At 42.7% G+C, this 11995-nt stretch carries 14 protein-coding genes and 2 pseudogenes; 9 read left to right on the forward strand and 7 right to left on the reverse strand.

Annotation, left to right across the window (positions count from 1 at the left end; genetic code table 11):
- Positions 1-96 precede the first annotated feature (96 nt).
- A pseudogene (locus SLS51_RS20280) lies at positions 97-216 on the reverse strand (type II toxin-antitoxin system RelE/ParE family toxin); the annotation flags it as partial.
- Positions 217-222: 6 nt separating this feature from the next.
- Between SLS51_RS20280 and SLS51_RS20285 the strand changes: the two are divergent.
- Positions 223-648: a damage-inducible protein J gene (locus SLS51_RS20285; protein ID WP_439126897.1), complete on the forward strand. Its 426-nt coding sequence runs from the start codon at positions 223-225 to the stop codon at positions 646-648.
- Position 649: 1 nt separating this feature from the next.
- Complete coding sequence (locus SLS51_RS20290; protein ID WP_323840395.1) at positions 650-955, forward strand: type II toxin-antitoxin system RelE/ParE family toxin; 306 nt, start codon at positions 650-652, stop codon at positions 953-955.
- Between the two features lie 117 nt (positions 956-1072).
- On the opposite strand, the pseudogene SLS51_RS20295 reads toward SLS51_RS20290, so the two are convergent.
- Both SLS51_RS20295 and SLS51_RS20300 read right to left on the reverse strand, forming a co-directional pair.
- Positions 1073-1240, reverse strand: a pseudogene (locus SLS51_RS20295) (helix-turn-helix domain-containing protein); the annotation flags it as partial.
- On the reverse strand, positions 1188-1577 hold the full coding sequence (locus SLS51_RS20300) for a type II toxin-antitoxin system RelE/ParE family toxin (RefSeq protein WP_323840397.1): 390 nt from the start codon (positions 1575-1577) through the stop codon (positions 1188-1190). The gene SLS51_RS20300 and the pseudogene SLS51_RS20295, both read right to left, overlap by 53 nt.
- Before the next feature lie 388 nt (positions 1578-1965).
- Here SLS51_RS20300 and SLS51_RS20305 point away from each other — a divergent pair, with 388 nt between their 5' ends.
- From SLS51_RS20305 to SLS51_RS20330, 6 genes are all read left to right on the forward strand, one after another.
- Entirely contained in the window at positions 1966-2640 is a 675-nt protein-coding gene (locus tag SLS51_RS20305; RefSeq protein ID WP_323840398.1) for a CDP-alcohol phosphatidyltransferase family protein, read from the forward strand.
- Positions 2633-3274: a lysophospholipid acyltransferase family protein gene (locus SLS51_RS20310; protein ID WP_323840399.1), complete on the forward strand. Its 642-nt coding sequence runs from the start codon at positions 2633-2635 to the stop codon at positions 3272-3274. The genes SLS51_RS20305 and SLS51_RS20310 overlap by 8 nt, the downstream gene beginning before the upstream one ends.
- On the forward strand, positions 3271-4215 hold the full coding sequence (locus SLS51_RS20315; protein WP_191214902.1) for a phosphatidate cytidylyltransferase: 945 nt from the start codon (positions 3271-3273) through the stop codon (positions 4213-4215). The genes SLS51_RS20310 and SLS51_RS20315 overlap by 4 nt, the downstream gene beginning before the upstream one ends.
- Positions 4216-4415: 200 nt before the next feature.
- Positions 4416-4613 (forward strand): type II toxin-antitoxin system Phd/YefM family antitoxin, encoded by a 198-nt coding sequence (locus SLS51_RS20320; RefSeq protein ID WP_323840400.1) that lies wholly within the window; start codon positions 4416-4418, stop codon positions 4611-4613.
- Positions 4614-5013: 400 nt separating this feature from the next.
- A complete protein-coding gene (gene pfkA / locus SLS51_RS20325; RefSeq protein WP_323840401.1) occupies positions 5014-5985 on the forward strand; it encodes a 6-phosphofructokinase in 972 nt (323 codons plus the stop codon).
- Between the two features lie 171 nt (positions 5986-6156).
- Positions 6157-7152: a sulfate ABC transporter substrate-binding protein gene (locus tag SLS51_RS20330; RefSeq protein WP_323840402.1), complete on the forward strand. Its 996-nt coding sequence runs from the start codon at positions 6157-6159 to the stop codon at positions 7150-7152.
- 52 nt (positions 7153-7204) lie between these two features.
- Here SLS51_RS20330 and tpiA read toward each other — a convergent pair whose 3' ends face one another.
- Together tpiA and SLS51_RS20340 are read right to left on the reverse strand one after the other, a co-directional pair.
- Entirely contained in the window at positions 7205-7972 is a 768-nt protein-coding gene (gene tpiA / locus SLS51_RS20335; protein WP_323840403.1) for a triose-phosphate isomerase, read from the reverse strand.
- Between the two features lie 134 nt (positions 7973-8106).
- Positions 8107-8709, reverse strand: a complete 603-nt coding sequence (locus SLS51_RS20340) for a YiiQ family protein (protein WP_439126898.1) — start codon at positions 8707-8709, stop codon at positions 8107-8109.
- Positions 8710-8776: 67 nt separating this feature from the next.
- Between SLS51_RS20340 and SLS51_RS20345 the strand changes: the two genes are divergently transcribed.
- Entirely contained in the window at positions 8777-9211 is a 435-nt protein-coding gene (locus SLS51_RS20345) for a DUF805 domain-containing protein (RefSeq protein WP_323840405.1), read from the forward strand.
- A 2-nt stretch (positions 9212-9213) separates the two neighbouring features.
- Here SLS51_RS20345 and fpr read toward each other — a convergent pair whose 3' ends face one another.
- Positions 9214-9960, reverse strand: coding sequence for a ferredoxin--NADP(+) reductase (fpr, locus tag SLS51_RS20350; protein WP_323840406.1), 747 nt, complete (start codon positions 9958-9960; stop codon positions 9214-9216).
- Positions 9961-10458: 498 nt separating this feature from the next.
- Positions 10459-11982 (reverse strand): glycerol kinase GlpK, encoded by a 1524-nt coding sequence (gene glpK, locus SLS51_RS20355; RefSeq protein ID WP_323840407.1) that lies wholly within the window; start codon positions 11980-11982, stop codon positions 10459-10461.
- Positions 11983-11995: the final 13 nt, after the last annotated feature.

The following is an 11995-nucleotide window of genomic DNA, read 5'->3' on the forward strand; positions in this document are numbered from 1 at the left end:
CGCCGATGTTTTTAGCAAACTGGCGAACGCCAACCCCTAAATCCTCCAGCATGTTGGATACCATAACGCCCGGATGAGAAACAATAGCCTGTCTCATTAGTGATAATCCTCCAGGTTTAAAATGTAAGCATCACCATTTTTAAATTCGAATGTGATGCGCCAGTTAGCTCTGACAGTAATTGACCATATGTTAGCCCGACCCCCTTCCAGGGAGTGAAATTATTGGCAAAATGCCGGATAAAAAACCAGCACTTTGTTAATAATCTGATTGTTTTCTTTGAAAACAACATTGTTGTTATAGGTTATTGTGCTAATGTGGCAACACAAATGACAACATACTTTGAGGCAATAGTGAACGAAGGAGGGGGAATGGAGACGATTCATTTTCGTATTGATGAAGAAACCAAGCGCTTAGCCATGCAAACTGCCAAACGCCATCAGACGGACTTAACAAAGTTAATGAGACAAAAAGCTGAAGAGTTGGCGAATGAAGAACGTGAGTATCAAAAAAATACCCATGCTCACTGGTTAGAAGAGGAAATTAAGAAAGCAATTGACCGATGTGAAAATGGCTTGGCTCATTTTATCGATGCTTCTGAAAGTCATCATCGGATGGCTCTACTGCGTAATAAGCTGAGCAGGGGATAAAGTGATACGTATTTCATGGGAAGAAACCGCCCAAACTGACCGGGAGCAAATTTATCTCTACTTCTTTGAACAGGCTGGGCTGTTATTGGCTGATAACGTTGATACAAAATTTTCGGAAATGGCTGAACTTCTGAAAGTTAACCCATACGCAGGCATAAAGGCTCGTAACAGCCCAGATGAGCGTTATAGAAAACTCGTTGTCCCTCATTTTCCTTTCATCATGCTCTACCGTTACGATGAGGATATAGAAAATATAAAAATTCTCAGAATATTGCACACCTCCAGAAGAATAACCGGACTTTTTTAAGTAAAAAACGTTGAGGTGAATCTCAAAAATATTCCAGCCAGATAACTGGGTGCATGACAGTAAACTGAGTTATAAAAAACCTTAACCGAGCAGCATTACCTATGTGGAGGCGGCTTTTTACGATGCAATAGTAAGTTTGATTTCCTTTATTCCGCAAACGCTAGCGTATTTTAAAATTCTCTCAGTGCTTGCCCTATCTGTGTTTTGTTCAAGTCTTGAAATTGTTGGAGGTTTAACTCCCATTCTTTCCGCTACCTGTGCACTTGTTAACCCTGCCTGTTCTCTCTATGATCTCATTTCCTCTTGCAATTGAATATGTAGGTCTAAAGCCTGTTTTGTCTCTTATATCTGTTTTTTGTGACTTTTTGATAAAGAAACTAAGCATGTAAATAGTGTTTTTTTCTTCCCCGTAGCACCATGTAGCCCGTTCTATGTTGTCTCCGTCATTTGTTCTTAATTCGAAAATTTTGTTTCGTGTTTCAAGTGGCTTGCAGTGTGGTTTTCGTAAATCATGTGGTTTATCAGATAATGTATCTATTAACGCATAAAACTTACCTTGTAGTTCTTCTGATAATCCATCTAATTCAGAGTTTGCGGATGGATGGAAAAAAACTTCTATCATGGTTAATCTCCCATTCCACAGTAAATATTAGCCTGTAGGGTAATGTAGAGTAAGGGGTAATTTTGTATTTAATGTAATTTAAAGGTAGCTGTAAGATCGGGAGATTAATGTACTTGTAGTAGTGATAGTTAATTTTGATTAAGATTTTTTATGATGCTCTGAATTGATAAGCCTCAATTGGACTGAACCCAAAAAGTTGAATATTTCTCTAAATAAGTCCTTTTATTACATAGTGTTGCGTTGTAAAAAACGAACGCTATTCCTATCTTTTTCCCTCCTCCCACCGGCAGGTTTTTTTATTGTTGTTATTCTAACCAATCCTGTTTATCTTATTTCATTTAACTTAAGTAGATTTGATTGTTCATTTGTGCTCAAAAAGGGAAAAGGTATGTCTGGTAACGAGGTAAAAGATCGGCGTCCGATCAAAACACGCAATGCAGTGTGGGCCAGTAAAATGGCTAAATGGTTGCAATATAAAGGGGCGACACCAAATGGTATATCTGTTGCCAGCGTTGTTTTTGCTGTATTCGCTGGCGTGTGTTTTGCCGTGTGTTTTTTAGTCGAGTCTTTTTGGTTGACTTCAGTTTTATTGATTATTGGTGCCTTGCTTATTCAAGGCCGACTAATGTGTAATTTATTGGATGGCATGGTTGCTGTTGAAGGGGGATTGAAGACGGCTGCCGGTACTGTTTTTAATGATCTTCCTGATCGTATTGCTGATTCTTTTATTCTGATTGGGGTGGGGTATGGTTTAACACTTTTTCCATTTGCGATTTCTCTTGGCTGTATTGCTGCATTATTAGCTGTTTTGACCGCTTATATTCGCTTGTTAGGTGGGACTTGTGGTTTGCCTCAGCGTTTCCTAGGGCCGATGGCGAAACAGCATCGGATGGCATTAATTACCGTTAGTTCAATTGTTGCCGCTTTTTTACCTCAGTTATGGAGCCAGTATCTTTTATTGGCGGTATTAGTCGTTATCACATTGGGTTGTCTCTGGACATGTGTTCGGCGAACCAGAGTCATATTGAATGAATTACAAGAGAAGGATGCTTGTAATGAATAAACCCCAAGAAGTGACACTGGTAAGTAAAGGTATGGGTTCGTTTCTGTCTGGGCTTTGCCGTTTGTTAACAGGAGTGAGAATTCGTTGGATTGGGTGTAAGCCATCGGTAGCTTCCCGAATTTATTATGCCAATCATAGCAGTCATCTGGATGGCTTAGTTATCTGGGCTGGGTTTCCTCGGGTATTACGCTCTCGGGTGCATCCAGTTGCTGCGCGTGATTATTGGAGTAAAACTTATCTGCGCAGATATTTTATCAATAAAGTTTTTCGGGCTGTGCTTATTGATCGTAAAGGAGAGGATTGTTTAAAGGGAAATACCCTGACACCAATGGAGGATGTATTAAAACGAGGGGAATCTTTAATTTTGTTCCCGGAAGGAACGCGAGGGAGTGGGGAACAAATTAATAAGTTTAAAGGTGGTCTATATTATTTAGCGAAGAAGTATCCTGATGTTGAGCTTATTCCCGTTTATCTGGAAAATTTAAACAAGGTTTTGCCAAAAGGCTCGGCACTTGTTGTTCCTGTTATTTGTTCAGCAACATTTGGGCAACCTTTGGAAAAATTAGGTTCAAAAGAGGAAAAAGCTGACTTTTTACAGAGGGCTCGTTTAGCATTGGAGGCGTTAATATTATGACTATGCTTAATAATAAACTACTCCTGTTGTTGGGTGGTATGTTCGTGCCGTTAATTATTGCCAGTATTGTTGGTGCAATACTTTCCTCCAAATATTCAAGGGATAACAGTAATGCGACAATTGATAATCTGAATGCTCGCATCCGTGGCTGGTGGGGGATGTGTATTATTTGTGTGTTGTCGGTGATTATTGGGCCGATCGGCTCAGTGTTATTATTTGCGAGTATGTCATTTTTCGCTTTACGGGAATTTTTCACTTTGACACCAACACGACGAAGTGACCATGAGGCGATGTTCTGGTGTTTCTTTATTTTCATGCCATTGCAATACGTTGCTGTTGGTATTGAGTGGTATGGCGTGTTTTCTATTTTCATTCCTGTTTATGTTTTCCTGTTTTTACCTGCTCGTATTGCATTGGCTGGAGATACAACGAACTTTCTGGAACGGACAGCCAAAATACAGTGGGGTATGTTAGTTGCTGTATTTTGTATTAGCCATGCCCCCGCTTTATTGATGTTAGATATTCCTGGTTATGAGGGCGAGAATGTCGAATTATTGTTGTTTTTAATGATTGTGGTGCAGATGTCAGATGTCTTGCAATATGTGTTTGGTAAATTATTTGGCAAACATCCTATTGTGCCTAAATTGAGCCCAAATAAAACAGTTGAAGGTTTTGTTGGTGGCATTTTGGTTTCAGTGTTATTAGGAATGTCACTTTATTGGGTAACGCCATTTTCTCCGTGGGAGGCAGGTTTGATGTCATTAGCGATTACGCTGATGGGCTTTATTGGTGGCTTGTGTATGTCGGCGATAAAACGTGATAGTGGCATTAAAGATTTCGGTGAAATGATTGAAGGTCATGGCGGCATGTTAGATAGGATCGATTCGTTATGTTTTGCCGCCCCAGTCTTTTTCCATCTGACACGTTATTTTTATACATAAAGATTAAATAAAAGATCATTTAAAGGTGCTTTTAAATGATCTGATGTTGAATTATACCCGTTATCTTTCAAGTTGCCTCTTTGTTGGCTGCGCTCGCTCACCCCGGTCACATAGTTTGCTATGCTCCCGGGGATTCTCTCCCTTGCCGTCGCGATGCATCTTGAAATCCATAGGGTATATATAATTGCATGAGGTGGTGTATGGCATCTCAAATCTTAACAAACACAACGGCGAGTATTACCGATCTGAAACGTAACCCTATGGGAACATATTTACAGGGAGAAGGTGAGGCTATCGCAATCTTAAACCGAAATGAACCAGCATTTTATTGTGTGCCGCCTGAGTTATTCGCTTACTATCAGGAATTTGCTGAGGATGCGGCATTGAACAAAGTTTAGGATAAGCGCTTAAAAGATGCTGAATTTGTTAGTGTGAGCCTTGATGACCTATAGTCTGACATTTGAAAAACGAGCTTAAAGGAGTGGAAGAAGTTAGGTTATCCAGTGCGAGCGGGGATATAAGGATAGGATTTCTCGGAGGTTGGTTGATGACTTTAAGAGCTATAGGAGCGTAATTAAATGGTTTTTTAGCCAACTTGATCTCAAAAAAGGGACTTATTGTTAATGCAGACTTGGTTTTTTACCGTATTATATGAGAAGTTGAATCAATTCAGCTTGATTGTTTCAGTACGTCGGGTGGTAACAGGTTAAAAAGGCAGATTTCTCAGGCAAAGTGATCGCATACGGAGTCCGCCGTTAGCGGGTTTGCAATTATTACATCTACAAGTCAGAGGTCGTCATGAGCAATGAGATCAAAAGAATCGGTGTCTTAACGAGTGGCGGTGATGCGCCGGGTATGAATGCAGCTATTCGTGGTGTGGTTCGTGCGGGATTAACCGAAGGGTTGGAAGTTTTCGGTATTTATGATGGCTATCTTGGCTTGTATGAAAACCGCATGAAGAAACTTGACCGTTTTAGTGTATCCGACATGATTAACCGTGGGGGTACTTTTCTAGGTTCCGCTCGTTTTCCAGAGTTCAGGGATGAGAAGGTTCGTACTGTCGCGATTGAGAACATGAGAAAAAACGGCCTTGATGCTCTGGTCGTTATCGGTGGTGACGGTTCCTATCTTGGCGCGAAAAAACTGACAGAAGCGGGTTTCCCCTGTATTGGTCTGCCGGGCACTATTGATAATGATGTGGCGGGTACCGATTATACCATCGGCTATTTCACTGCGCTGGAAACTGTGGTGGAAGCGATTGACCGTCTGCGTGATACTTCGACTTCCCACAAACGTATTTCCATTGTTGAAGTAATGGGACGTTATTGTGGTGATCTCACTTTGTCAGCCGCTATTGCAGGCGGTTGTGAGTTTATTGTTCTACCGGAAGTCTCATTTAGTTGTGATGAGCTCGTAGCTGAAATTAAAGCGGGTATCGATAAAGGCAAACGCCACGCCATCGTTGCAATTACCGAACATGTTTGTGATGTTTATGAACTTGCGAGACATATCGAAAAAGAGACGCATCATGAAACCCGTGCCACAGTCTTAGGCCATGTTCAGCGTGGCGGTTCCCCGGTTGCCTATGATCGTATTCTGGCTTCCCGTATGGGGGCATATTCCATTCAATTACTGCTGGAAGGTTATGGTGGTCGTTGTGTTGGCATTCAGAACGAGAAACTTGTTCATCATGACATCATTGATGCAGTGCAAGATATGCAACGTGTGTTTAAACAGGATTGGTTGGAAACCGCGAAAAAGTTGTATTGATCACGTCAATACCGGCAAACCTAAATCCGTTGCAGCCTCGTTGGAGGCTGTAATTTATCTTTGGATATTCCTATCACATATAAATAAATGCTTTTAATTATTTCTGAGTGATAACGCTTTCTGTCAGCCTTGAATTTCATAACAGTTAAAACACTTTGTGGAGAGATTCAAATGAAAGTCAGATGGCGTGTAGCATTGACGTTACTATTGATTACTAGTAGCAGCGTATGGGCAAAAGATCTTCAACTTCTTAATGTTTCCTATGATCCAACCCGTGAGTTATATCAGCAGTATAATCAGGCTTTTAGTGATTATTGGCAGCAGAAGACAGGGGATAAGGTGATAATCCGGCAATCTCATGGTGGTTCGGGTAAACAGGCAACTTCTGTTATCAACGGCCTTGAGGCGGATGTGGTGACACTGGCTTTGGCCTATGATGTGGATGCCATTGCGGAACGTGGCCGGATAGCGAAAGCATGGATTAAGCGTTTGCCAGAGAATTCTGCCCCCTATACTTCAACCATTGTTTTTTTAGTGCGGAAAGGTAATCCAAAGCAAATTAAAGACTGGCCGGATTTAGTTCGTTCAGGAGTATCTGTTGTGACACCTAATCCAAAAACATCGGGCGGTGCACGCTGGAATTATCTGGCTGCATGGGGTTATGGGTTGATTCATAACAATCAGGAACAGGACAAAGCGAAAGCGTTTGTTAAAGCCCTTTACCAGAATGTTGAAGTACTCGATTCTGGCGCAAGAGGAGCGACCAGTACTTTTGTCGAGCGTGGAATCGGTGATGTATTAATTGCCTGGGAGAATGAGGCATTATTAGCGATTAATGCGCTTGATAAAGATAAATTCGAAATTGTGACACCGAGTCTTTCAATTCTGGCTGAGCCGACGGTTTCGGTTGTTGATAAGGTTGTTGATAAACGTCATAGCCGTGAGTTAGCAACAGAATATCTGCAATACCTTTACTCGCCAGTTGGACAGGAGATAGTGGCTAAAAATTATTATCGGCCACGTGATAAAGCGGTTGCCGATAAGTACCTCTCTTCTTTTCCTGCTTTGGAATTATTTACTGTCGATAAGATATTCGGCGGTTGGGGTGAAGCTCAAAAAGTGCATTTTGCGGCTGGCGGTGTGTTTGATGAGATTATTCAGCGATAAAAATAATTGACCGCCGTAGGTGTACGGCGGTCAATTATCGTTGAAATATGAATTAGGCTTTTTTCGCAGCGGCTGCGGCTTTTACGATAACAGCGAAAGCGTTAGCTTTTAGAGATGCACCACCAACTAATGCACCGTCAATGTCTGGCTGAGCAAATAGTTCAGCGGCATTATCTGCGTTCACAGAGCCACCGTACTGGATAATGACTTGTTGTGCGATTGCGGTATCTTTCTGCGCAATATGATCACGGATGAATTTGTGCACAGCCTGAGCTTGTGCCGGTGTTGCTGATTTGCCTGTACCAATTGCCCAAACAGGTTCGTAAGCGATGACCGCACCTTGGAAGGCTTCTACTCCCAATGTGTTCAGAACCGCATCAATTTGCCTTGCACATACGCTTTCAGTTTGGCCGGCTTCATTTTCCTGTTCAGTTTCGCCGATGCACAAAACAGGAATTAGACCTTGTTGTTTAAGAATGGCAAATTTTTTCGCAATGAATTCGTCACTTTCTTGGTGGTAAGTACGGCGTTCAGAGTGGCCGATAATAATGTATTCTGCGCCAATGTCTTTCAACATTGTGGCGGAAGTTTCACCGGTAAATGCACCAGACAGGTTAACGTCAACATCCTGTGCACCTAGAGCAATGCGGCTGCCAGCCAGTGTTTGTTTAGCCTGAGAGAGATAAAGCGCTGGTGGCGCGATAGCGACGTCACAGCCGGTAACACTGCTTAATTCTTGACGCAGGCCAGTGATGAGTTCGTTAACCATATGGGTGCTGCCATTCAATTTCCAGTTACCCATAACTAATGGATGTCGCATGTTTTTTCCTCCAACCAGAGAATGTTTAAGTAGTGAGTTGAATGAAATTCATTCTTAAGATCGATTCGGTAGATCGGCGCTCCACAGTATAGTGATCATTGCCAACAATAGCTTTTTTTTATTGCTGAATTTGATTAGTTATCGGGTTCAAATAACCATAGCTTAATCGGTTCAATAGCGAAAGTAAGCGTTTTTTCGCTACTATTTACCACAATATAGCGAATGGCGCCGATGTTGTGGCTGTAAAATGGCGATTTTTTGCTGTTTATGAGTAAGTTGTCAATATTCTCTTTGCTTTGTTCCTGTGAAAGTGTTGGGTTAAAGTGGCGCATTAGGGCGGTCATGTACTGCTCTGCTAGAATTTGGTTTTGCTGAGTTTCAGCGGTATTTTCTGATGGTAGTAATGTCAGTTGCAGGCTTTTGATTTTTTCACTTCCTCGCTCAAGTACGGCGGAAGAATAGAGTTTTTCATTGATTTTGCTGGCTGCTCGTGTCAGTGGCGGATAAATGTTTTTACTTATGATTACTCGATACTCGCGTAGTGGCAATGTTGGGTTGCGGCGATTATATTTTTCGCGAAATCGCGGGATAGTTTCATCGAAAGAGGGGGCATTCGGCAGAAGATAGGTCGCTTGTACTGTGGGTTCTGTGGTTGTGGATTTATCAGCATTGGCTACCAATGGCAAACCGACACTGCTTGCCGCTAATATTATGGCTAGAAATTTATTAACGTCCATTTTCATGTTGTCGCTCGCTTAGGTTAAACTGCGCTGAGAAACAGAATACACGATTGGAAAAGAATAGATGACATTACAACAATGGGGTTTTTCATTCAAAGGGCGAATTGGGCGGCGTGAATTCTGGATTGGCATTGGTGTTTGCTTGGCCTTGATGTTTGTTATCTTGACTATTCAGGGAATGAATTCTTTGACCATGCACTATGCTGTTTTTGTGCTTGTCTTGGTGATGTATCCCGTAGCGGCAATGATGGTTAAGCGTCTGCATGATCGAAATAAGCGGGGAGGTTGGTCGCTGCTTTTATTACTGGCAGGGTTGTTGATTGCTGCTGACTGGGGTGGTATGGCACCATTCTGGCAATGGGGGATTGGCCGTTTTATCCCCACATTGATCATTGTAATGATGGTGCTTGATTGCGGTGTATTCCGTGGTACGGATGGGTCAAACCGGTTTGGTGAGGCGACAGAGAAAGTGGATTTTATTTCTGTCAAAGATGACTGAAATTACCAATATTGCTCACTGGTGATATGCCCCGGTTTGCGGCGTAGGTGTTTTGTCATTCCACGCCGCTCTTTTAGCAGTTGCTGGGTATCTTTCACCATTTGAGGGTTACCGCATAACATAATATGGCTGTTGTCACTGCTCATCGTAAGTCCGACAGCGGATTCAAGTTCGCCGTTCTCGATCAATGTCGGGATACGGCCAGTCAATGAGCCGGGGTTTTGTTCACGGCTGACGATAGTCTGAATTCGTAACTTGCCATTGAGACGTTCAACTAATTGCTGCATTAAGGGCAGATAGCTTAAATCTTGTGTTAGTCTGACTGCATGCACCAATACGATATTCTTGAATCTATCCAGATGATCTCCTTGCTGGAGGATTGACAGATAAGGGCCAATGGCGGTCCCTGTTGAAAGCATCCATAATGTTTCACAATCAGGTATTTCATCAAGAATAAAAAAGCCTGCGGCTTGTTCTGTTACTAAGAGATCATCACCCGGTTGCAGAGCTGCTAACCGTGGGCTGAGTTTGCCTTCTGGAACCGTCACTAAGTAGAATTCAAGATTATTATCTATCGGGGCATTAACATAAGAGTAGGCCCGTTGCACCCGTTCATCATCTATTTCCATCGCCAGTTTTGCAAACTGGCCCGCAGTAAATTCTTCAATCGGTGCATGTATCCTGATGCTGAATAAGGTATTCGTCCAGTGAATAACTTGTGTAACTTTTCCTGTAACCCAGTTTGCCATTGGAACTTATCTCCTAATCCCGAAAGAAATCTCCGAACAGTTTGTTTTTACGTCGCTATTTTAGTCCTATAGAGATAAATACCATTATCGATTCTGTGTCATAGAAAAATTAACCATTATTTTATTAATACTTGGTTTATATGTACATATTTGTTGCAATATATGGCGTAATTGACTGCAATTTTTTCTGAAAATAAAATTGTGCACTACTTAGCAAAATATTTTAACTTTGTAAGTTAATCACATTAGTAGAGTAACAGCATACAAGCTATTTTCTGATAGCTGGGGGTTTATTGTGACTTTATCCGGGGCGCTGTAAAACCCCGTTCTTCAGAAGATGTCAATGACCGGTGCATTGATGTGGTTACCGGGATGGTTCGGCGTCATGAATATTTGATCTTACTTTGTTGGTTACAGGATGCAACGCCAGGGACATGTCGTTTAATCATATAGTAAAGAAAGGGTGGTAATTTCACCCTTTCTTTATATTAGAATGCCTTAGCCTTTATCTTCCCAATCCTGCGCACGGGCAACTGCTTTTTTCCAGCCATTGTATTTGTAATTACGCTCGGTGGTTTCAATACCCGGACGGAATTCTTTCTCAATGGTGGCTTTACTTTTCACTTCATCTAGGTCTTTCCAGTAGCCAACTGCCAATCCTGCGAGGAATGCGGCGCCCAATGCAGTGCTTTCACGCACTACAGGGCGTTCTACACGGGTGCCAAGAATATCTGATTGGAATTGCATCAGGAAGTTATTGGCAACGGCTCCGCCATCTACCCGCAGTGCTTGCAGCCGGGTGCCTGCATCAGCTTGCATAGCATCCAGTACATCACGAGTCTGATAGGCGATAGATTCCAGCGTCGCACGAATGATGTGATTACTGTTGGTACCACGGGTTAGGCCGAAAATTGACCCTCGGGCGTAGGGGTCCCAATAGGGGGCACCAAGGCCGGTAAAAGCAGGGACCACATACACGCCGTTACTATTTTTAACTTTAGTGGCAAAATATTCGGAGTCAGCCGCATCTGCAATAAGTTTCAGTTCATCGCGTAGCCATTGAATGGAAGCGCCACCAACGAAAACCGCACCTTCAAGCGCATAGTTCACTTCACCCCGGGGACCACAGGCAACCGTTGTCAGTAGGCCGTGGTTGGAGCGCACGGCATCTGTACCTGTGTTCATCAGCAGGAAACAGCCTGTCCCGTAGGTGTTTTTCGCCATACCCGGTTGGACACAAAGTTGGCCATATAGAGCAGCTTGTTGGTCACCTGCAATACCTGCGATAGGGATCCGGGTGCCGCCTTTACCGCCGATGTTGGTCTGACCATAAATCTCAGAAGATGAATGAACGCTAGGCAGTAGGGAACGAGGGATTTGTAACTCATCAAGAATATGCTGATCCCACTCCAGATTGTGAATATTGAACAGCATCGTTCGGGAGGCGTTTGTGAAATCGGTAACGTGGACTCGGCCTTGAGTCATTTTCCATACCAGCCAAGTATCCACAGTACCGAATAGGAGCTCTCCCTTTTCAGCCCGTTCATGGGCGCCTGCGACGTTATCTAAGATCCATTTTACTTTGGTGCCGGAGAAATAAGGGTCTACTACCAGCCCTGTATTCTGGCGAATATATTCTTCCAATCCCTCTTTTTGTTTTAGTTTAGTACATGCGTCCGCGGTACGGCGACATTGCCAAACGATGGCATTGTAGATAGGTTTACCGGTTTCTTTTTCCCAAATAATCGTTGTTTCACGTTGGTTGGTAATCCCAATACCGGCAATCTGATCAGAACTAATATCCGCTTTCGCCAATACTTCTACCAGAGTTGAGCTTTGGGTTGCCCAGATTTCCATTGGATCGTGTTCTACCCAACCCGGTTTAGGATAAATTTGCGTAAACTCTCTTTGGGAAATTGAGATAATATTGGCGTCGTGATCAAGAATTATCGCTCGGGAGCTGGTAGTTCCTTGATCAAGGGCGACAATATACTTTTTCTCAATCATATTTTCTGTTGTCATGATAATAACCTGT

The sequence above is a fragment of the Photorhabdus africana genome (genome assembly GCF_035181445.1).
GTDB classification, from domain to species: Bacteria; Pseudomonadota; Gammaproteobacteria; order Enterobacterales; family Enterobacteriaceae; genus Photorhabdus; species Photorhabdus laumondii.